The organism is Devosia sp. SD17-2 (assembly GCF_029201565.1).
Taxonomy (GTDB): domain Bacteria; phylum Pseudomonadota; class Alphaproteobacteria; order Rhizobiales; family Devosiaceae; genus Devosia.
In genome coordinates this window covers 3,394,125-3,414,299 of sequence record NZ_CP104002.1, presented here as the reverse complement: position 1 = coordinate 3,414,299, position 20,175 = coordinate 3,394,125, and the positions used below count along the sequence as shown (strand labels likewise).

Genomic DNA, 20,175 nt, shown 5'->3' with positions numbered 1-20,175 from the left:
GCAATCTCCCGTACCAAGGAGGCGCTCCCCACGGAGGTCCGAATAAAAAACGGCGCGTCCGCCTCGCGTAAATGCGCGGAGAGTTGCCACAAAGAAGCCTTGTGCAGGAATTAGCTGCCCCTGATGCGTCATTTGCTTGCCCTCGCGTGTTTCCTCGTTTTCGCGCTCTCTGCCGCTGCGCCTGCGCGCGGCTTTGAGGTTATTTCCGTCCCTGAGGACGTGAACGCGGTCAATCTGTCCGAAGTCGTCGAGATCGTCGGCGGCAATGATGGACGTGTGCAATTATCCACGGCGCCCGATGCCGACGGCATTATCCGGCGCATCGAGGTTTTGGCGAGCCAACAGGGCACCAATCCCAGCTTCGCGCTGTTCGCGCTGCGCAATGACAGCGACCAGCAGATCGAGCGGCTTCTGGTCGCCCCCTTCTTCCGCCTTCCGGGCTCCGGCGTTTTCCAGCCAGATTTGGGCGAAGCGCGCATCAGTGCCGTCACGCCAAGCGCGGGTATCCGTCCCGTCCGTCTCTCCGATCCGGAAGCCGATGTGTTCGAGGTTACCCTCGACCCCGGCGCCACGGTCACGCTCGTCGCCGAATTGTCCGCCGGCAGTCTGCCCGAACTCTATCTCTGGCAGCCCAATGCGTACCGCGACTATGTGAACTCGTTCACGCTGTTCCGTGGCGTTGTGCTCGGCGTCGCCTCGCTTGCGGCGGTGTTCCTCACCATCATGTTCGTGGTCAAGGGGCGTGGCGTCTTCCCGGCGACCGCTGCCTTCGCGTGGGCAGTCCTGGCCTATCTCCTCATCGATTTCGGGATCCTTGGCCGTCTGTTCTCGCTCTCGGCAGGCGGCGTTCAGCCCCTGCGCGCCGCGGCGGAGGCCGGCATTGCCACGACCTTGGCGGGGTTCCTGTTTATATATCTGAACCTCCATCGCTGGCATCTGCGCTTCATCCATCTGGCGCTGGGCCTCGCCGCGCTGTTCCTCGCGCTCTTTGCGTTTGCCTTTTTCCAGCCTGCCATTGCCGCCACGATCTCGCGGCTGGTGCTGGCCATGCTGGGCCTGTCCGGTTTCTTCCTCATCCTGCTGCTGGCGCTGCGTGGCTACGACCGTGCGGTTCTGCTCGTGCCCACCTGGATCATCTTCATCGCCTGGCTGTTCTACGCCTGGCTTGTTATCTCCGGGCAGGTCAGCAATGACGTGGCACAGCCCGCCGTTGGGGGCGGCCTTGTTCTGGTGGTGATGCTGCTCGGCTTCACGGCGGTACAACACGCCTTTTCCGAAGGGCAGGTGTCCATCGGCACCTTGAGCGAGGTCGAGCGCCGTGCGCTGGCGCTGACGGGCTCGGGTGATTTCGTGTTCGACTGGAATATCGATCGCGACCGCGTCACCGTCAGCGATGAACTGGCCATTCGCCTCGGCGAAAAGCGCGGCGCCCTGCGCGGCGCCATCAAGCGCTGGCTCGACCGGCTGCATGCCGATGACAGGGATCGTTTCCGCACCGCCTTCGACACGCTGGTTGAATTGCGTCGCGGCAAGGTCTCGGCTGATATCCGCATCGCTGGCCATGACGGCACCTACCGCAGCTTCCGCATGCGCGTGAAACCCGTGCTGGGCGGCGACGGCCAGGTCAACCGTATCGTCGGCACCCTGCAGGACGTGACCGAGGACCGTGCCGCACGCGAGCGCCTTCTCCACGACGCCGTGCATGATAGCCTCACCGGCCTGCCCAACAAGCAGCTCTTCCTCGATCGGCTTGAGCGGGCTCTTGAGCGCGCCCGCCTGCCGGGTGGGGTGAAGCCTGCCGTCTTCCTTATCGACATCGACCGGTTCATGGAGCTCGAGGAACGCATCGGCCATTCCGCCGCCGATTCCGTGCTGCTCGCCATGTCGCGGCGCATTTCTCGCGCCATCCGCCCGCTCGACACCGTCGCCCGCATCACCGGCGATCAGTTCGCCGTGATCCTCGCCTCCGAGCAGGCGGCCAGCAAGATCGCCGAGATCGCCGAGCAGATCCGGAAAGCCCTCAAGGCCCCGTTCAATTTCGGCGACCGCGACCTGACCCTCTCTGCCTCCATCGGCGTCACCATTTACGACAGCAATCCCGCCACGGCGGCCGATGTGCTGCGCGATGCCGAGCTGGCGATGTATTACGCCAAGCGTCTCGGCGGCGACCGCATCGAGGCCTATCGCGCCTCCGCGCGCTCGATCTCCACCTACAACCGCGCCAGCGAAGAAGACCTTGAGCGGGGGATGAAAGAGGGCGAGCTGCATGTACAGTTCCAACCCGTCACCGACATCACCTCGGGCCAGATCGTTGGTGCTGAAGCGCTCATGCGCTGGAACCACCCCACGCGCGGCGCCGTCAATCCCGAGGAATTCGTGCCCTTGGCCGAACGCTCCGGCCAGATCGACAAGCTCGGGCGCCTGGCGTTTGAGCAGGCCGCGACGCAGACGCGCGAATGGATGACCAGCATCGGGCTCCCCGAGGAGTTCTTCGTCTCCGTCAATCTCTCGCCCACGCAGTTGGCGACTGAAAGCCTGCTGGCCGACATGCGCAGCCTGCTCGATCGTGACAAGGCGCTGGCGGCAAGTCTGAAGCTCGAAATCACCGAGAGCCAGGTGATGAGCAATCCCGAGCATTCCGCCTATATGCTGGAGGCCCTGCACGGCCTCGGCGTCGGGCTGGCGCTCGATGACTTCGGCACCGGTCATTCGTCGCTGAGCTATCTGCACCGCTTCCCGTTCGACACGATCAAGATCCCCGCTGCCTTCGTAAAGATGGGCACCGACACAGGGATCGCCCACACGCAGGGCCCGATCATCAAGGCCATCGTCGCCCTCGCGCGCGATCTCGAGCTGACGGTGATCGCCGAAGGCGTGGAGTCGCTGGATGAGATCGAACGCCTGCGCCAGCTCAACTGCCGTCTCGCACAGGGCTTTGCCTTTGGAACCGCGATGACGGGGGCGGAACTGGCCCGCAAGCTGATCGCCCAGAAGAGCCGCTAAGAGTTGCGTTCAGGCGTGTCCGGCGTCTGAACTCAGCGTGGCGCGGGTGATGTGCAGCCGCGCCAGGGCTTCGTCATAGCGGTCCTCCACCGGCACATCGAACAGCAGGGCCCTGTCGAAGGGCACGGTGAGCCAGCCATTGGCGCCAATCTCGGTCTCGAGTTGCCCCGGGCTCCAGCCGCAGCAACCGAGGGCGAAGAGCGCCGCTTTCGGCGCAGGGCCGAAGGCAATGGCCTTGAGCACGTCCAGCGTCGCCGTCAGGCCCAGTTCCTCGGAAATCTTGTAGGTATTGCCGCTGTGGTAATCGGCTGAGTGCAGCACGAAGCCACGGCTCTTTTCCACCGGCCCGCCGCGCATCACCGCCCGGTCGCGGATCACGTCCGGCAGGCGGATAACGGCGTCTGGATCACCGAGGTCGAGTTCGTCGATAATGTCGGAAAAGCGCAGATTGGCCAGTTCGTGGTTGATCACCAGGCCCATCGCTCCGTCGTCGCCATGACCGACAAGCAGGATGACGCTTTCGGCGAAGCGTTCGTCTTCCATATCCGGCATGGCGACCAGAAATTGTCCTTCGAGCGAGTTCATACTGAGATAGTAGGTGTCCGTTCCGCCTCTCACAAGCACGACCCGGTAACACGGTTGACATCCACCATCACGAAGGCCTGAACTGGCGTCAGCTATTCCTTCATGCTCTCCTGCGTTAATGCCAACGTCATGCATATCCTGCCTCTTGTCGCCGCCCTGATCATTGCCAGCCCTCTGCCCGCCCTGGCGGCCGATACGCCGTGGCAGGAGATCGCCCCCGGCGTCTCGGTGCGGCTGGTTTCGTCGGGGCAGGTGAGCTCGTCGGGCGTCACGACCATCGGTCTAGAGATCGACATGCCGTCCGACACCAAGACCTATTGGCGCGTTCCCGGCGACACGGGTTTGCCGCTCAATCTCGATTTCGCTGGTTCAAAGGGCATTGCGAGCTATCAGGTCGTCTGGCCCTATCCGACCCGGGAGAAGAAGGGCGCCTATCTCGACTACGTCTATTATGGTCCGACCGTGTTGCCGATCGAGTTGACCCTTGATGGCGCCGATACGCATGCCGTCGTCAGCGCAACGCTCGGCATCTGCTCGGACATCTGCATTCCCGCGCAGGCGAGCTTTGATCTGGCGCTGAGCGGCGCTTCAGTCGACAAGGTCAATTCTCTCCGGCTCCGCCAGGCCCTGGCACAGGCCCCAATCCTCTGGGAGGAGAGCGACGAGCCCCTGGGTGAAGTCGATTTTCTCCCCGACGAGCGCGCCATTGCTATCGAAATTGCCGATCCGAACCTCGACATTTCCTCACTGATCGCCACCACGGAGACCGGCACGCCGCTGTTCGGCATGCCGCAAAAAAGCCCGCAACAAGACCTAGTCCTGCTTCCCATCCTTGAGAAAACCGAGAATAGTGGCTTGGAAGGCCGGGATGTTCAGCTCACATTCATGACCGGTATGGGAGCATTCGAGCTCAGCCGGACAATTGGGGCCGACGACGAGTAAGAGTGCCGCTCGGGCGCAGGGGACCATCTGGTCTTGTATGTCGGCTTAAAGCCGCATATCGCAGGAGCGGATAGTTTTGGCGTATGGCGGCCTTTGGTCGCCAAGAGGGTATAGGGCACATTCATCAATGATTGAGCGGGGCAACGCGATCCCTTCGGTAGGGATCAAGCTGGTGACTGCGTCCGGCACAACCGAAACGACCAGCCTTGAGGCCTTCGGCACCGGCGTCGTGGTGCTCTTTTCAGTTCCGGGTGCTTTCACCCCCACTTGCCACGTCAACCATTTGCCGGGCTTCCTCGCCAATGCAGGCAAGCTGAAGGCTGCCGGCGTCGACAAGATCGTCTGCGCATCGGTCAACGACCAGCACGTCATGAAGGCGTGGGCAGAAGCCTCCGAGGCTCTGGACAGCATCGACTTTCTTGCAGATGGCAACGCCGAGCTGGCCGAGGCCCTTGGTCTGGCCAGGGACTTCGCCCCCTACGGGATGGGCACACGCTACGCTCGCGCTGCATTGATCCTGCGTGACGGTGTCGTTTCCGATATCTTTGTCGAAGATGGCCCGGGGGTGAACGCCAGCGGCGCCCCAGCAATCCTCATGGCGCTTGAAGCTGCCAATGCGTAATCGAGCCGGGAGCACGCTCATGACCAAGAACAGCTTGATCCGTGTCGTTGCCTCTGCAGGCCTTGCCACGCTGCTGGCCGGTTGCTCGATGGGCAGCATGTTCGGCGGCGGCGGCGGATCGACCGCCTCGAACGCCAATCTGCAGAACGCCACGGCCACGCCGGCCGCGGTCGCGCAGGCCCAGACCAACGCCCTTCCGGCGATTGCCACGCAGTGCCCGCCCATCAAGGTGCGCCTCGGTGGTGAAGCCATGTTCTACTATGGCGGCGGTCGCACCGGCGATCCGAAGGCGCTGCAGTATCAGGGGGTCATCGACGAGACCACGCGCAATTGCGTGGTGTCCAACGGTCTCATCACCGTCAATATGGGCGTGTCCGGACGCGTTCTTCTGGGGCCGGCTGGCTCGCAGAGCTCGGTCAATGCGCCGATCCGCTTCGCCGTCGAGCGCGATGGCCAGGCCATCTTCTCGGAAAAATACACCATTCCCGTTGCGGTCACCCCGCCGGCGCAGTCGGCCGAATTCGTCAAGGTTGTCGAAAACGTCGCCGTGCCCTATCTCGGTGGCGAGACCATCACCATCTGGGTCGGCTTCGACACCCGCGGCTAAGATCATAAAATCGATCGAAAAAGGCCCGGAGCAGATGCTCCGGGCCTTTTTTATTACTCAGCTGCCTGGGGCAGTTCTTCCGGGCGTTCCCACTTCAAAATGGGCTGGCGAGCTGCCCGCGTCTCGTCGAGGCGGCGTCGAGGCGCCTTGACCGGCGCGGCGGTGAACCGCGCGCTGTTGCCGGACTTGGCGTCCTGCGCCAGCTCGGCCATCACGTCGCAGAACTTGTCGAGGGTCTGCTTGCTCTCGCTCTCGGTGGGCTCGATCAGCATGGCCCCGTGCACGACCAGCGGGAAATACATGGTCATCGGGTGGAAGCCCTCGTCGATCAGCGCCTTGGCGAAATCGAGCGTGGTGACGCCGGTGTCCTTGAGGAAGCTGTCGTCGAACAGGGCCTCGTGCATGGTCGGATAGTCGGGGAAGGGGACAGAGAACAGGTGCTCGAGCCGCGCCTTAACGTAATTGGCGTTGAGAACGGCGTCCTGAGCCGCCTGGGCCAGCCCGTCAGCGCCGTGGCTGAGCATATAGGTCAGCGCCCGAACATACATGCCCATCTGGCCGTGGAAGGCCGTCACGCGGCCCAGGGCCTGGCTCTCGACATGTTCCACCAGCTCAAGGCCATTCTCTGCCTTGCGCACGAAGGGGACGGGCGCAAAGGGCGCCAGCGCTTCGGAGAGCACGACCGGACCTGCACCCGGCCCGCCGCCGCCATGGGGCGTCGAGAAGGTCTTGTGGAGGTTGATGTGCATGGCGTCGATGCCGAGATCACCCGGACGCACCACGCCCATAATGGCGTTGAAATTCGCGCCATCGCAGTAGAAGAACGCACCCGCATCGTGGATCGCCTTGGCAATCTCGATCACCTGGGGCTCGAAGAGGCCGCAGGTATTGGGATTGGTCAGCATGATCGCTGCGACTTCGGGGGACAGCGCCGCCTTGACGGCTTCCACGTCAACGGTGCCGTCATCCTTGGCTGGCACGGGTTTCACACTGTAGCCGAGGAAGGCCGCGGTTGCCGGATTGGTGCCGTGGGCGCTTTCCGGAACGAGGACGATCCGGCGATGGGACTGACCGCGGGCCTCCTGCGCGGCCTTGATGGCCATCATGCCGAGCAGTTCACCATGGGCGCCGGCCTTGGGCGAGAGCGCCACGGCAGCGGTATTGGTGAGCGTCATCAGCCAGTAGGAGAGCTCGTTCATCAGCTCCAGCGCGCCCTGCACGGTCGAGACCGGCTGCAGCGGGTGGATGTCCGAAAAGCCCGGAAGACGGGCCATTTTCTCGTTCAGACGCGGGTTGTGCTTCATCGTGCACGAGCCCAGCGGATACATGCCGCTGTCGATCGAATGGTTCATCCGCGACAGGCGCACATAGTGGCGCATGGCTTCGGGTTCGGTGAGACCAGCCAGATCGAGCTTGGTCTGGCGGCCAAAACCGCCGAGACGGTCGTTGGACAACTCGACTTCGGGGAGGTCGACGCCGGAGTGCTCGGTGTCGCCGATCTCGAACAGCAGCGGTTCATCCGGGATCAGCGCCGAACCGGAGGCATTGGTGCTGCCGCCGGTGCCGATGCCGGTGGGGCGGCCTTGCGTGTTCATGCTCATGCCAGTTCCTCCGTCAGCGCCGCGGAAAGGGCAGCAATATCAGTGTCAGTGGTGAGTTCAGTCGCCGCGAGGATGATGAGGTTTTCGACCTCCGGATCCCCCGGCAAGAGGCGGCTGGCGGGGACGCCGGCGAGAATGCCGCGCTTGGCCAGGCGCTCGACCACCGAAGCGGCCGGCTGGGTGACGCGGATGGTCATCTCGTTGAAGAAGGTCTTGTTGAGGACTTCGACGCCCGAGATCGCCGCCAGCGCATCGGCCAGCTTGATGGCATTGGCGTGGTTGAGGCGGGCGAGGCGGACGAAGCCGGCTTCGCCGAGCAGCGACATATGGATCGAGAAGGCCAGGGCGCAAAGCCCTGAATTCGTGCAGATATTCGACGTCGCCTTCTCGCGGCGGATGTGCTGCTCGCGGGTGGAGAGGGTCAGCACGAAACCGCGATTGCCATCGGCGTCGACGGTTTCACCGCAGAGCCGGCCAGGCATCTGGCGGATGAATTCCTTCTTCGTGGCCATCAGGCCAAGGTAGGGGCCGCCAAAATTGAGAGCGTTGCCAATGGATTGGCCTTCGGCGACGACGATGTCGGCACCCAGTGCACCCGGGGCTTCGAGCAGACCCAGCGACACCACCTCGGTGATGACCACGATCAGTAGCGCGCCCTGGGCGTGGGCTGCATCGGCGGCGGCCTTGAGATTGCGCAAATGACCATAAAAGTCAGGGGTTTGGATGACGATGGCGGCGGTGTCGCCGTCAATCTTATCCAAGATATCCCCCTGTCCCTGCGGCGAGGGCGAAAGGCAGACGAGGTCGGCATCGTCCTTGAGATAGGCCTTCACCACGTCCCTATAATGGGGGTGCAGACCACCGGAGAGGATAATCTTGTTCTTTTTCGTGATGCGGCGGGCCATTAGCACCGCTTCGGCCGTACCGGTCGAGCCGTCGTAAAGCGAGGCATTGGCGACGTCCATGCCGGTGATCTTGGCCACCTGCGTCTGGAACTCGAACAGCATTTGCAGCGTGCCCTGCGAGATCTCCGGCTGGTACGGCGTATAGGCCGTAAGCCATTCAGAACGCTGGATAAGATGGTCGACCGTGGCGGGTACATGGTGGCGGTAAGCACCGGCCCCGACGAAGAAGGGACCATCGCCGGCAGCATGGTTCTTGCCGGCGAGTGCGCGCATATGCGCTTCGACGAGAAATTCCGGGCTATGTGCCGGAAGATCCAGCACAAAATTCTTGAGCGCGGCTTTGGGGACGGCGCTGAACAGTGCGTCGATGTCCGGCGCGCCGATGACGCCGAGCATATCGGCGCGCTCATGGGCGGAGTGGGGGAGATAGCGCATGAAACTCAGTGCTTTAGAGGGTGAGATCGGCGTAGCCATCGGCGTCGAGCAGAGTCTCGACTTCGGCGGAATTGGTCAGTTTGATCTTGAACATCCAGCCTTCACCCTCGGCCGCAGTGTTTAGCGTACCAAGGGAGTTGGTTAGCAGACTGTTAACTTCGACGACCTCACCTGTGACAGGGGCGTAGATCTCGGAAGCGGCCTTGACCGACTCGACCACGGCGGCCTCGTCGCCCTTCTTGAGCACTTTGCCGACCGCCGGCAGTTCGACGAAGACGATGTCGCCGAGCTGCTCCTGGGCATAATTGGTGATGCCGACTGTGCCGATGTCACCCTCGACGCGGATGTATTCGTGGTCTGGCGTAAATTTCGTGGTCATGGCGGGGCCTCAGGCTGGCTTGCGGAAATAATTGTGGGGGACGAAGGGGGCGGCGACGGCTTCGGCGGGCTGCAGGCGCCCCCGGACCGAAACCTGCAGCTTGTTGCCGATTGCGGCGTGTTCTGGGGGCACGAAGCCCAGCGCGATGGCCTTGCCCAGCGTGGGCGCGAAACCGCCGCTGGTGACCACGCCTATGGCCTTGCCGTCGGCATCGAGAATTTCGGCGCCTTCACGGGCCGGAGCGCCTTCGACCACAAGGGCAACGCGCTTGCGGGAGAGTTTCCCATCGCGCTCGGCGAGGATGCGCGCGGCGCCGGGAAAGTCAGCGGCATCGCGGCGACGCTTGGAGACGGCAAAGCCGAGGTCGGCTTCAATGGGGGAGACTGTCTCGTCGAGGTCATGGCCATAAAGCGGCAGGCCGGCCTCGAGACGAAGGGAATCGCGGGCGCCGAGGCCAATTGGCTTGACGCGCTCGTCCGCAAGCAGCGTCTCCCAGAGGGGCGGCGCGTGTTGAGGCGAGCAGAGAATCTCGAACCCGTCCTCGCCGGTATAACCGCAGCGGGAAATGATCAGGTCTTCGTCGCCCCAGGGGAATGTCCCATAGGTCATGAAGCTGAGGTCGGTGATGCCTGGTACCAGTGCGCTGAGGACATTGGCCGCCTGCGGGCCCTGAAGGGCGAGCAGAACATTGTTGTCGGCGCGCTGCAGACTGGCCCTGTCGCCGGCGGCGGCCCTGAGGCGGGCAAAGTCGGCTTCCTTGATACCGGCGTTGACCACGATATAGAGCGCGCCCGGATGGAGCGGGGAGCGGCCCACCATCAGATCGTCGAGAACGCCGCCATTCTCATTGAGAAACAGCGTGTAGCGGATCTGGCCAGGCTTGAGGTTGAGGATGTCGCCGCAGACGAGAGGCTCGATGATAGCGGCGATATCGGTGTAATCAGTGTCGGGGTCGCCGCTTGAGCTGTTCAGCGTCAGGAAGCAGGGGCCCATATGGCTGACGTCGAACAGGCCGGCGTGCTCGCGGGTCCATTTGTGCTCGGCCATGATGCCGGTGGGATACTGGACGGGCAGGGAGTAGCCGCTGAACGGCACCATGCGGCCACCCGCAGCAACATGCTGGTCGTTGAGCGGGACGGTAAGAAGGTTCTGATCGGCATCGGACGCGGACATGGGCGCTCTCTGGTTGGGCAGGCGACACGACAAAGCTCCGCCATTTGGCGGAAATGCGTGCCCCCTCTGTCCTTGCCCTGAGAGATTTCCCGGCTGAGCGCCGGTTGCTCCTTCGGAGAGGCCGCAAGCGACCTGCTTTCCAGAGTGTTGTCCTGACTACGGTCCGGTTGCCTGAGAGTTTCCGGGGCGGTTGCTCCTTCGGCGCCGGCCTAGGCCGATCTCTCCCGCAGTCGCCGGCACCATGGTGGAGAAATTTAATGGCGTCAATTGGGGTTTGCGATTGTTCCCGTGGGGTGGGGGCGGAGGCGTGACTGCAGAACCCCCACCCTCATTCCCTCCCCACAAGGGGGAGGGAGGCGATGGAGCTGAGATGGTGGTGGGCAGGGGTTTAGGTGCGGTGAGCCGCTGAGAGGTCCTCACCCCTCACCCTGACCCTCTCCCCTGAGGGGCGAGGGGACGATGGAGCGGAGGGCAGGGGTATGGGGAAAATAGGCCTCGGTGTGTGCACCGAAGGTTGTTCGGTCGTCATCACCGGGCTTGTCCCGGTGATCCAGTGTTTCGGCCAGATGGATTGCCCGGACGAGCAACCGTGGACATCACTGTTGGAATGCCGGTTCCTGTCGGGCGATGGCGTTGAGGATTGTGATGAGTTTTCTCACCGTTGCGATCATGGCGAGTTTGAAGGGTTTTCCGCGCAGGCGCAGTCTTTGATAGAAGTCGCCGAGAACGGGGTCTTTCACCTTGATGGCGCTGAGCACGGCCATGTAGGCGATATCGCGCAGATGTTTTCGTCCGCCAAGACAGCGGCCGTTGCGATCCGATGCGCCCGATTGGCGGGCATAAGGGGCAACGCCGATGAGTGCTGCGGCCACCTTGGCGGAGACCTTGCCGAGCTCGGGCATGTCGGCCAGTAAGGCGATCGCCAGAACCGGACCGACGCCGGTCACCTGCCGCAGCCGCGCCTGGCGCTGCTGGAGCTGGCGATTGTCGGCGAGAAGGGCAGTGATGGCCGCTTCGATGCGTTTGATCTCCAGGGCGATGGCCGCCAGACGCTCCTCGATCAGGCTGCGCACAAGCGGCTCGTCGATGGTATCGAGCTGACTGACAAGGCCGCTCTTTTCCGCAACGATCCGCCGCCGATGGGCTGTGAACGCGCTCAGCCTTTGTCGGATCGGATCAGACACATAAGGGGTCAAGCTGGCGCGCACGGCCTGCAGATAACGCGCGATCAGAGCGGCATCGATCTTGTCGGTTTTGGCCAATTGGCCGATACCCCGCGCGTAACTGCGGATCCGCGCCGGGGCTAGAACATGCACTTCAAGGCCAGCGGCATGCAGGCTCTCGGCCACGCGGGCTTCATAGCCTCCCGAGGCTTCGAGCCCGATGGCCAACGGCCCCAGTCTGGCCAGGCGCTGCGTCAGCTCGGCGAGCGCCTCCGGTCCAGTGCTGCAACGCCAGGATTTGCCAGCGGGATGGGTATGAACGTCCAGATGCGTCTTGGAAACGTCGATGCCAACGAAGAGGGTGTCGTGTATCATGACCTTGCTCCCAGGCTTGTGGTGCGGGCAACAGCCCGATCAACCGTTCGGGGTCAAAGGGAGCAGACAGGGCCTTGCTCGTCCTCGGCTGTGACAAACCAGCCGGACAAAACGGCCTCCTGACTGCATCAGCCGGGATGCGCAACCCGGCTGATGCCACCACTAAAGCACAGATCCTCCACACAAGCCGGGCAATGACGATGGAGGGGATGGGGCGGTGTCTGTGGGCGTAAGGCGGATATGAATTCGCGGGGAGGGAGAGGCGTGTCCGCAGGCCAGGGGGGACGTGCATGCGGGCGGCAGGCTCCAAGCCAACAAAAAAGGCGGGCATTGCTGCCCGCCTTCAAATTCAAAACTGTGCAAGATCTCAGTTGAGGCGATTGCCGACGTCGGCGATGGCCTTGTCGATGATCTGACCGCCCTTGGCGTTCATTTCATTGCTCAGCACGGTGCGGGCTGCTTCGACGGCGAGGTCGGCGGAGCGGGCACGCACTTCAGCGATGGCCTGAGCTTCGGCCTGGGCGATCTTGTCTTCCACCGACTTGGTGCGGCGGGCGACGAGGTCTGCCAGGGAAGCCTGTGCTTCGGCGGTGAGGCGGACAGCCTCTTCCTTGGCAGCAGTGATGATGTCTTCGGCTTCAGCCTCGGCAGCAACGCGCTTCTGCTCATATTCGGCGAGCAGGGCGGCGGCTTCCTCACGCAGGCGCTTGGCCTCGGAGATGTCAGTCTCGATCTGGGCGATCTTCTTGTCGAGCATGGTGCCGATGACACGCGGTACGCCGACGTAGATCAGGAGACCGATGAAGAGAACCAGGCCGAGAAGGGCGTAGAAGCTGTTATCGAGAAAATCCATCGCGATTACTCCTTGGCCTTGGCGACTGCAGCGCGGACATTGTCTGCATTGACGTCACCGACGAGCTGGCTAACCAGCGCCTGAGCCGTGTCGGCGGCGATTTCGTCGACATGGGTCAAAGCTTCAGCCTTGGTCGCGGCAATGCGGGCTTCGGCAGTGGAGACCTTGGTGGCGAGATCGACTTCGACAGCGCCGCGCTTGGCAGCGAGATCAGCCTGGATCGCCTCACGGCTCTCGTTTGCGATGCCCTGTGCCTTGGCCTTGGCCTCGGCAAGTGCCTTCTCATAGGCGGCGATGGCGGCGTCAGTCTTCTGACGAGCCTGGTCGGCGGCGGCCAGATCGGCTTCGATCATGGCCTGGCGCTTTTCGATGATGCTGCCCATCTTGGGAAGGGCAATCTTGCTCATCAGCAGGTAAAGCGCGGCAAAGGAAATAGCGAGCCAGAGCAACTGGCTGGGAAATGTAGCCGGATCGAAGGGCGGGAACACGTCCGAATGATGGGCATCCCCATGCGCTTCGGTGGTGGCGTGCGTGTCGGCCGTCGGATCGGCATGGACTGCGTCGGCGCCTTGCGCTTCTACATTGTCCTCGGTCGGCGTTTCCGCCTCTTGGGCGAAGGCTTGCGTTACCATCTGGTCGGTCCCGTTTAATCCAGCGTCCGGCCAATGCCGGACAGAATGGGCGCAGCCGGGCAGGCCCGGCTGCGCAAATTCATCGTCAACCTATTAGGCGACGAACAGCAGGATCAGAGCAACCAGGAACGAGAAGATGCCCAGTGCTTCGGTCATAGCCATACCGAAAATCAGGTTACCGACCTGGCTGGGAGCAGCGGACGGGTTGCGCAGGGCACCCGACAGGAAGTTCGAGAAGATGTTCGACACGCCCAGGGCGGCACCAGCCATACCCAGAGTTGCGATACCGGCGCCGATCATCTTTGCGGCTTCAACATCCATTTGTTTGTCCTTTCGAGGGTCAAAAATTCCGGCGAAAAGCCGCCGTTTAAGGGACTCAACGCCTTAGTGTGATGGGTGGACCGCGTCGTTGAGATACATCGAAGTCAGCACCGCAAACACATAGGCCTGCACTACCGCGACGAGCAGTTCGAGCGCCGTGATTGCCACAGTCATGATGAGCGGCAGCAGGGCACCCAGCCAGCCAAGCGCACCAAGGGCACTGAGGCTGACCACAAAGCCAGCAAACACCTTGAGAGTGATATGACCGGCAAGAATGTTACCGAACAGACGAACCGACAGGCTGATCGGGCGCGACAGGAACGAGATGATCTCGATCGGCACCACGATGGGCAGCACATAGGCAGGAACGCCGGCAGGAACGAAAAGCTTGAGGAACTTGAAGCCGTGACGGAAGAAACCGTAGACGATGACTACGCCGATCACCAGGAACGCCAGGGCGGCAGTTACGATGATGTGGCTGGTCACGGTGAAGAAGTAGGGGAACATGCCGAGCAGGTTTGCCACGAGCACGAAACCAAAAAGCGAGAAGACGAAGGGGAAGAACTTCATTCCCTCGGTGCCCGCTGAACTTCGCAACATATTGGCCACGAAGCTGTAGGCCATTTCGCCGATAAGCTGGAAACGCCCCGGAACCAGAGCGTTCCGCGAGGCGGACATCACCATGAAACCGGTGAGGATCACCACAGTGGCGACCATGAAGAGCGCCGAATTGGTGAACGAGAAGTTCATCGCCGTGCCGGCTGCTTGGTCGCCGATGTGAATCGGGAACAAGTCGTAGATGACAAACTGGTGGATCGGGTCAGTACCGGCCATGGAGCCCTCTAAGCGTCATCAATCTATTGCCCGCTTCCGGCATCCTTGTCGGAACCGTCTTTTGGTTCCAACGGGACTGCCGTCGCGGCATTCATTTCGGCCACCACGCGGGTGACATTCAAAATTCCAGCGGCGAAACCCATCATCAACATGATGAGCATGGCCCAGGGGCTGGTTCCCAATCCAAGGTCGATCAGATAACCGATAACGGCACCGACCAGCACGGCCGCCACGAATTCACTCCCGATGCGAATGCCTCGGTTCATGCCTTCTGACGTCCCGGAATTGCCGCCCGCGGATCTGTTGTCCGCCAGCATGCGTTCCCGCTTGGCCGAAGCAATGCGCGATGCGAGATCCCGCGTTGCTTCGTTGGCGCTTTCAGCTGGGCCTTGGTTCTCCGGCGGTTTTGGCATCCGCACACTCCCCTTGGCCGTCCCTGACCCGCTAAAACGGGCGCGCCTCCTAAGTCGGGCGCAACATAGTGGCGGCCCCTTATGGTGTCAAGGCAAGCCTCGATACATTAAGGCTTTGTTTTGAAAGGTGTTTTTCCACCGGAGCCCGGGTGCGTCATGCTGTCCACAGCTCAATTTTGGCGGAGTCATGGCGATGGGGGAGGATTCTCTCTTCTGCAAGGGGATTGTCAGGACCATATTTTGGGCGAGCGCGGGGATTATGAGGGGGCGAAGGTCAGCCAGATTCTCGTCAATGACGGGGTTGCCGAAACGTTAGGCATTTGGCGAGACTTGTACCGTTAGGCTTGCGCGCCGATTGTGGGGGGACATCATGGCAAGATATGTCGACGACTACACCGCGTTGTTCAGCAATGAATCGACCTAGAACCAGCCTTACGGCGGTAGCATCCAGGCCAAAGGGGTCTTTCTGACCTATTCCTTCGCGGAAGTTGTGCCGCCAAATGTGAACGGCATAAAATATAACGACCCCAACTATTTCCGGCCGCTTACGACGTCTGAGCGGACCATGTTCCGCGAGGCGATTAAGGCCTGGGAGGATATTTCCGGCATCGTGTTTTTCGAGGTGCCGGGAGGCATGGGCGACGTCGAGGCTGGCGGCTACCAACTCGCCGGCACCACGGCCGGCCAGGCCTCCATGCCGGGGTCAGGTGTCTACATCCGGGACGGCAAGCCAACCCTCTTCTCACCCAGCACTGGGTATGACGGTGTCTTCCTCGATCAGAAAACCGGCATGAACCTGCATGTGATGCTGCATGAGATTGGTCATGCGCTGGGCATGGAGCACCCGCATGATGGCACCGAGCCGCTGCTGAACCCCAGCAAGGACAATGGCGCCAATACGGTCATGACCTATAATGACTATGATGACCATCTGGGCGTTATGGACCTGCAGGCCATACAGGCCATGTATGGCACGCCGGCGCAAAAGGGCACGCAGATCGCCGGCTGGAACTGGGATCAGGCAAGCCTGACCCTTACCCAGCAAGGCACAGGCGCGGCCGAGATCATCCATGGCACCAATGCGCACGATATCGTCCACGCCGGGGGCGGGCGGGACCTGGTCGTTACACGGGGTGGTAACGACGTCGTCTACGTCAAGGGACAGCACTTCGAGATCAACGCCGGAACTGGCTTCGACATTGTCGTGACCGATTTCTCCCGGTCTGTTCTATGGGACGTCTCGCACGACCGCGAGATGGTCCACATGATCACCCATGCTTCAAACAGCTGGGACATGATCGTCAAGCAGGCGGAGCGCATCAATTTTACCGATGCCGTGTTGGCCTTCGACTTTGAAGGCAATGCGGGGCAGGCGTACCGGCTCTATCAAGCCGCGTTCAACCGGACGCCGGATGAAGATGGCCTCGGCTTCTGGATCAGGGCGCTGGATCAGGGGCAGGGTAACGTCTACTGGGCGGCGAGCAATTTCATCGGGTCGAACGAGTTCGCCTCGCTCTATGGCACGCCGGCCAGCGTCTCGGATGAGGCGTTCATCGGCCTGCTGTACCAGAATGTTCTCAAGCGCGGTGCCGACGCCTCTGGCTTTGCCTTTTGGATCGAGGAAGGCCTCAACAAGGGCATGACCCGCGACGCCGTGCTGGTCAATTTCTCCGATAGCCCGGAGAACAAGGCCAATGTGGCCGGCCAGATCGCCGACGGTATCTGGTTCACCTGATCGACTGGGCGGGCCTCGGCGGCCCGCCGATCACACCACTTCGAGAAAGCTTTCGGCGGTCTGCAGGTCAACCGAGACCAGCTGCGAGACGCCGCGTTCGGCCATGGTCACACCGAACAGGCGATCCATGCGGCTCATGGTGATCGGATTGTGGGTGATGGTGAGAAAGCGCGTGTTTGTGCGCTGGCGCATCGATTCGAGCAGATTGCAGAAGCGTTCGACATTGGCGTCGTCGAGCGGGGCATCGACCTCGTCGAGCACGCAGATCGGTGCCGGATTGGTGAGAAAGACGGCAAAGATCAGGCTCATCGCCGTCAGCGCCTGCTCGCCGCCGGACAGGAGCGTCATGGTCTGCGGCTTCTTGCCGGGCGGTCGGGCAATGATTTCGAGCCCGGCCTCTAGCGGATCATCGCTTTCGACAAAGGTCAGCTCGGCCGTGCCGCCGCCGAAGAGCGTGGTGAAAAGCTCCTGGAAATGCGCGTTGACCTTGCCGAAGGCCTCGTTGAGGCGGGCGCGGCCTTCGCGGTTGAGGGCGCTGATGCCGGCACGCAGCTTGGCGATGGCTTCAATGAGTTCGTCGCGGTCGCGCACCATGGTGTCGCGCTTTTCCTGAACCTCCTCGGCTTCCTTTTCCGCCGAGAGATTGACGCCGCCGAGACGCTCGCGCTCGGCTTTCAGCCGGTCGAGTTTCTGTTCGATGACCCGTTCAGCCGGAAGGGCTTCCTCGGGGCGAATGCCTGACACTTCCAGTGTCTTGGTGGCCGAAATGCCCAGGGTTTCCTCGACCTGACGCTCGATCTGCTGGCGCTGGGCCATATTGCCCTTGAGCCGCTCCTCGATACGGCTGAGCTCGATGCGCACTTCGGCGAGCTTTTCGCTCGCGGCGCGCAGGGATTTCTCGGCATCGCGCCACAGGGTCTGGGCTGCACTCAGCCGGTCGCCGGCTTCGGCGTGGGCTTCGGTGGCTTCCTCGATCTGATCCTCAAGCTGGGCCTTGCGGTCGGCAAAACCGTCCGGTGCGTCGGCAAGCTGGCGCATCTGGGTTTCGACATCGGCGGTACGCTGGTCAAGCGTGGCGAGCTGGGCCGTGGCGCTTTCAAAGCGGCGCTGCCAAGCAGAGCTGTCGCGCAGCAATTGTTCGAGACGCGAGCGGCGCATGCGGGCCGCTGCATCGAGATTGGAGAGTTTCGCCCGCGCCTGCTCGGTTTCGTCCCGCAGGCGGGAAAGGCGCCGCTGGCCGGCCTCGACGGCCTGAGCGACATCGCCTTCGTCATCGGCATCGGCGAGGGCTTCTTCGGCGGCGAGGCGGCGTTCCTCGATGTCTTCGAGACCGGCGAGGATGCGGCTATGGGCTTCCTCGAGCGCCGACTTGCGGCTGGCGAGATCACCCAGTGCGCGCTGCGCGGCATCGAGCCCGGACTGGGCGACACCAATGGCGTGCTGCGCGGCGCGCCACATTTCGCGGCGGCTGCGCTCCTCCTGGCGGGCGTCATCGAGGTGCCGGCCGAGGGTTTCAACATCGCGGCGCCAATTATTGCGCTCGTCCTTGGCGCGCAGAATCTCTTCGTCGAGTTCGGCGAGGCGATTGCGCTGGGCGAGGCGCTGCGCGGCCGGGGTGGGCGCATCGGCTGCCGAGACGAGACCATCCCAACGCCAGAGGGCGCCATCGCGCGTGACGAGTCGCTGTCCGGGCCAGAGCGCCTGCATCAGGCCCGGACCATCGACGGCATCGACAAGACCGATCTGGTCGAGCCGGCGTTTCAAGAGGGGCGTTCCCACCACATAGCGCGACAGCGGCTCGGCACCCTGGGGCAGGGCCGGATCGTCATAGCCTTCAATGGCCACCGACCAGTGCATCGGTGCTCCGGCATCCGAGGAGGCTTCGAGGTCATCGCCCAGCGCCGCACCCAGGGCGGTTTCGTAACCGGGCTCCACCCGCAGTTCATCGACGATCGCCGGCCAGAGGCTGGCGCCGATATTGAGCATTTTGCCGAGCGTGGAGGCCTCGGCTTCGAGCCTTGTCACCAGCGCATCGAGCTCGGCAAGGCGCGGTCGGGCGTCGTCGAGCTTGCCCTGCGCCTCCATCGCGGCTTCTTCGGCGGCGAGCGCGGTTTCCTCCGCGGCCTCGGCATTCTCCTGGGCTTCGCTCAGCGCTTCGCGTGCCTCGTGCACGGCCGCATCGGCATCGAGCGTGGCGGAAATCTTTGCCATCTCGGCTTCGACGGCGGCGAGTTCCTGGGCAAGCTTGCCGCGTCTTTGCTCGGCATCCTGAGCCATGCGCATGGCTTCGGCCCGGCGTGCCCGCAACTGGCTGAGCCGGTCGGCCGCATTGCGCAGTTCGGCTTCCGCTGCGGTGACAGCGTCCCGGGCAGCCTCGGCCAGTTCCTGGGCCGCGTCATATTCGGCCCGGTTTTCCTCCTGCTCGGCAAGCAGGGTTTCCTGCTCCTCGGCATAGGTGGCGAGCGTTTCCTCGCTCTCTTCGACGAGCTGGCGTTCTCGCACGCCGTCGGAGGCAATCTGGCGCAGGCGATCTTCAAGCTCGACGCGGCGCTGGTCCATGCGGCGCGCTTCGTCGGCGAGCTGTTCGTGGAGGATCTTGTAGCGCTGGAGCACGGCGCTGGTGACGGCCTCGCGCTCCTTGAGCGGGGTGAGGGCGGCTTCGCTGGTTTCGACGCGCTTTTTGGCCTCATGTTCTTCGTGCATGGCATCGGCCAGCTGGCGGATCAGCACGGCCTGGGCGGCCTCGGCCTCTTTTTCGGCGGCGCGGCTGGCGACCCAGCGAATGTGAAAGAGCGTAGCCTCGGCGCGCCGGATGTCGCCCGAGAGCCCGCGATAGCGGATGGCGAGGCGCGCCTGGCGTTTCAGCGTTTCGAGCTGGAGTTCGACCTGGGCGATGACGTCTTCGACGCGCTCAAGATTTTGCTCGGCCGCCTTCAGGCGCAGCTCGGCCTCGCGCCGGCGCGAATGAAGACCGGAAATACCGGCCGCTTCTTCAAGGAGTGCGCGACGCGCGGTGGGCTTTGCCGCGATCAGTTCGCCGATCTGGCCCTGGCGCACCATGGCGGGTGAATGGGCACCGGTGGAAGCATCAGCAAACAGCAGTTGCACGTCGCGGGCGCGCACTTCCTTGCCGTTGACGCGATAGACCGAGCCCTGCTCGCGCTCGATGCGGCGGGTGACTTCCAGCACATCGGCGATGTTGAGCGCTGCGGGTGCGGTGCGGTCTGTGTTGTCGAGGACGAGGGTGACTTCGGCCGAATTCCGCCCTGGCCGATTGCCAGAGCCGGAAAAGATGACGTCGTCCATGCCCGAAGCGCGCATGGCCTTGTAGGAATTTTCGCCCATGACCCAGCGCATGGCTTCGACCAGGTTGGATTTGCCACACCCGTTCGGCCCGACAATGCCGGTGAGCCCCGGCTCCATGACGAGGACTGTTTCATCGCTGAAGGATTTGAAACCGTGCAGCCGGAGGCGCTCAAATTTCACGGTTTTTCCCCTGCGCGTGAGGGGTATGCGGGGGAATTGCCACCGACCCAGTCAAGGGGCGGTGGCGCATCACCTGTATGGTCGGGCCGGCGCGCTTGCATCCGCAAGGGG

The 20,175-nt window shown here is 62.9% G+C and carries 17 protein-coding genes and 1 riboswitch; of the genes, 5 read left to right on the top strand and 12 right to left on the bottom strand.

The window, feature by feature from the left end:
• Window positions 1-123 precede the first annotated feature (123 nt).
• Complete coding sequence (locus NYQ88_RS16760) at window positions 124-3,003, top strand: EAL domain-containing protein (protein ID WP_275652244.1); 2,880 nt, start codon at window positions 124-126, stop codon at window positions 3,001-3,003.
• Window positions 3,004-3,012: 9 nt separating this feature from the next.
• Here NYQ88_RS16760 and NYQ88_RS16755 read toward each other — a convergent pair whose 3' ends face one another.
• Window positions 3,013-3,588, bottom strand: a complete 576-nt coding sequence (locus NYQ88_RS16755; RefSeq protein ID WP_275652243.1) for a YqgE/AlgH family protein — start codon at window positions 3,586-3,588, stop codon at window positions 3,013-3,015.
• A 102-nt stretch (window positions 3,589-3,690) separates the two neighbouring features.
• On the opposite strand from NYQ88_RS16755, the gene NYQ88_RS16750 reads away from it, so the two are divergent.
• The 3 genes from NYQ88_RS16750 (at window position 3,691) to NYQ88_RS16740 (ending at window position 5,759) form a co-directional block, all read left to right on the top strand.
• Entirely contained in the window at window positions 3,691-4,530 is an 840-nt protein-coding gene (locus NYQ88_RS16750; protein WP_275652242.1) for a protein-disulfide reductase DsbD domain-containing protein, read from the top strand.
• Between the two features lie 127 nt (window positions 4,531-4,657).
• Window positions 4,658-5,152, top strand: coding sequence for a peroxiredoxin (locus NYQ88_RS16745; protein WP_275652241.1), 495 nt, complete (start codon window positions 4,658-4,660; stop codon window positions 5,150-5,152).
• A 19-nt stretch (window positions 5,153-5,171) separates the two neighbouring features.
• Window positions 5,172-5,759: a hypothetical protein gene (locus NYQ88_RS16740; protein ID WP_275652240.1), complete on the top strand. Its 588-nt coding sequence runs from the start codon at window positions 5,172-5,174 to the stop codon at window positions 5,757-5,759.
• Window positions 5,760-5,812: 53 nt separating this feature from the next.
• Here NYQ88_RS16740 and gcvPB read toward each other — a convergent pair whose 3' ends face one another.
• From gcvPB to NYQ88_RS16690, 10 genes are all read right to left on the bottom strand, one after another.
• Window positions 5,813-7,360, bottom strand: a complete 1,548-nt coding sequence (gene gcvPB, locus NYQ88_RS16735; protein ID WP_275652239.1) for an aminomethyl-transferring glycine dehydrogenase subunit GcvPB — start codon at window positions 7,358-7,360, stop codon at window positions 5,813-5,815.
• The gene (gcvPA, locus tag NYQ88_RS16730) at window positions 7,357-8,700 is read right to left on the bottom strand and encodes an aminomethyl-transferring glycine dehydrogenase subunit GcvPA (protein WP_275652238.1); all 1,344 of its coding nucleotides are present in this window, start codon (window positions 8,698-8,700) and stop codon (window positions 7,357-7,359) included. Before gcvPA ends, gcvPB begins: the two co-directional genes overlap by 4 nt.
• A gap of 13 nt (window positions 8,701-8,713) precedes the next feature.
• Complete coding sequence (gene gcvH / locus NYQ88_RS16725) at window positions 8,714-9,079, bottom strand: glycine cleavage system protein GcvH (RefSeq protein WP_275652237.1); 366 nt, start codon at window positions 9,077-9,079, stop codon at window positions 8,714-8,716.
• A gap of 9 nt (window positions 9,080-9,088) precedes the next feature.
• Entirely contained in the window at window positions 9,089-10,252 is a 1,164-nt protein-coding gene (gene gcvT / locus NYQ88_RS16720) for a glycine cleavage system aminomethyltransferase GcvT (RefSeq protein ID WP_275652236.1), read from the bottom strand.
• A 149-nt stretch (window positions 10,253-10,401) separates the two neighbouring features.
• Window positions 10,402-10,489: riboswitch (glycine riboswitch) on the bottom strand.
• A gap of 359 nt (window positions 10,490-10,848) precedes the next feature.
• Window positions 10,849-11,790 carry an IS110 family transposase gene (locus NYQ88_RS16715; RefSeq protein WP_275651212.1) on the bottom strand — a complete coding sequence of 314 codons (942 nt, stop codon included), beginning with the start codon at window positions 11,788-11,790 and terminating at the stop codon, window positions 10,849-10,851.
• A gap of 367 nt (window positions 11,791-12,157) precedes the next feature.
• Window positions 12,158-12,643, bottom strand: a complete 486-nt coding sequence (locus NYQ88_RS16710; protein WP_275652235.1) for an ATP F0F1 synthase subunit B — start codon at window positions 12,641-12,643, stop codon at window positions 12,158-12,160.
• A 5-nt stretch (window positions 12,644-12,648) separates the two neighbouring features.
• On the bottom strand, window positions 12,649-13,275 hold the full coding sequence (locus NYQ88_RS16705; RefSeq protein ID WP_275652234.1) for a F0F1 ATP synthase subunit B: 627 nt from the start codon (window positions 13,273-13,275) through the stop codon (window positions 12,649-12,651).
• A gap of 93 nt (window positions 13,276-13,368) precedes the next feature.
• Window positions 13,369-13,596, bottom strand: coding sequence for a F0F1 ATP synthase subunit C (locus NYQ88_RS16700; RefSeq protein ID WP_275604251.1), 228 nt, complete (start codon window positions 13,594-13,596; stop codon window positions 13,369-13,371).
• 63 nt (window positions 13,597-13,659) lie between these two features.
• The gene (locus tag NYQ88_RS16695; protein ID WP_275652233.1) at window positions 13,660-14,430 is read right to left on the bottom strand and encodes a F0F1 ATP synthase subunit A; all 771 of its coding nucleotides are present in this window, start codon (window positions 14,428-14,430) and stop codon (window positions 13,660-13,662) included.
• A 23-nt stretch (window positions 14,431-14,453) separates the two neighbouring features.
• On the bottom strand, window positions 14,454-14,843 hold the full coding sequence (locus NYQ88_RS16690; protein ID WP_275652232.1) for an AtpZ/AtpI family protein: 390 nt from the start codon (window positions 14,841-14,843) through the stop codon (window positions 14,454-14,456).
• A 502-nt stretch (window positions 14,844-15,345) separates the two neighbouring features.
• Here NYQ88_RS16690 and NYQ88_RS16685 point away from each other — a divergent pair.
• The gene (locus tag NYQ88_RS16685; protein WP_275652231.1) at window positions 15,346-16,578 is read left to right on the top strand and encodes a DUF4214 domain-containing protein; all 1,233 of its coding nucleotides are present in this window, start codon (window positions 15,346-15,348) and stop codon (window positions 16,576-16,578) included.
• 30 nt (window positions 16,579-16,608) lie between these two features.
• Here the strand turns inward: NYQ88_RS16685 and NYQ88_RS16680 are convergent, their stop codons facing one another.
• Window positions 16,609-20,064 carry an AAA family ATPase gene (locus NYQ88_RS16680; protein ID WP_275652230.1) on the bottom strand — a complete coding sequence of 1,152 codons (3,456 nt, stop codon included), beginning with the start codon at window positions 20,062-20,064 and terminating at the stop codon, window positions 16,609-16,611.
• Window positions 20,065-20,175: the final 111 nt, after the last annotated feature.

Bases quoted from the DNA above. Each gene is read 5' to 3' on its own strand.
- NYQ88_RS16760 (WP_275652244.1), top strand. From the start codon at position 124: ATGCGTCATTTGCTTGCCCTCGCGTGTTTCCTCGTTTTCGCGCTCTCT.
- NYQ88_RS16755 (WP_275652243.1), bottom strand. From the start codon at position 3,588: ATGAACTCGCTCGAAGGACAATTTCTGGTCGCCATGCCGGATATGGAA.
- NYQ88_RS16750 (WP_275652242.1), top strand. From the start codon at position 3,691: ATGCTCTCCTGCGTTAATGCCAACGTCATGCATATCCTGCCTCTTGTC.
- NYQ88_RS16745 (WP_275652241.1), top strand. From the start codon at position 4,658: ATGATTGAGCGGGGCAACGCGATCCCTTCGGTAGGGATCAAGCTGGTG.
- NYQ88_RS16740 (WP_275652240.1), top strand. From the start codon at position 5,172: ATGACCAAGAACAGCTTGATCCGTGTCGTTGCCTCTGCAGGCCTTGCC.
- gcvPB (WP_275652239.1), bottom strand. From the start codon at position 7,360: ATGAGCATGAACACGCAAGGCCGCCCCACCGGCATCGGCACCGGCGGC.
- gcvPA (WP_275652238.1), bottom strand. From the start codon at position 8,700: ATGCGCTATCTCCCCCACTCCGCCCATGAGCGCGCCGATATGCTCGGC.
- gcvH (WP_275652237.1), bottom strand. From the start codon at position 9,079: ATGACCACGAAATTTACGCCAGACCACGAATACATCCGCGTCGAGGGT.
- gcvT (WP_275652236.1), bottom strand. From the start codon at position 10,252: ATGTCCGCGTCCGATGCCGATCAGAACCTTCTTACCGTCCCGCTCAAC.
- NYQ88_RS16715 (WP_275651212.1), bottom strand. From the start codon at position 11,790: ATGATACACGACACCCTCTTCGTTGGCATCGACGTTTCCAAGACGCAT.
- NYQ88_RS16710 (WP_275652235.1), bottom strand. From the start codon at position 12,643: ATGGATTTTCTCGATAACAGCTTCTACGCCCTTCTCGGCCTGGTTCTC.
- NYQ88_RS16705 (WP_275652234.1), bottom strand. From the start codon at position 13,275: ATGGTAACGCAAGCCTTCGCCCAAGAGGCGGAAACGCCGACCGAGGAC.
- NYQ88_RS16700 (WP_275604251.1), bottom strand. From the start codon at position 13,596: ATGGATGTTGAAGCCGCAAAGATGATCGGCGCCGGTATCGCAACTCTG.
- NYQ88_RS16695 (WP_275652233.1), bottom strand. From the start codon at position 14,430: ATGGCCGGTACTGACCCGATCCACCAGTTTGTCATCTACGACTTGTTC.
- NYQ88_RS16690 (WP_275652232.1), bottom strand. From the start codon at position 14,843: ATGCCAAAACCGCCGGAGAACCAAGGCCCAGCTGAAAGCGCCAACGAA.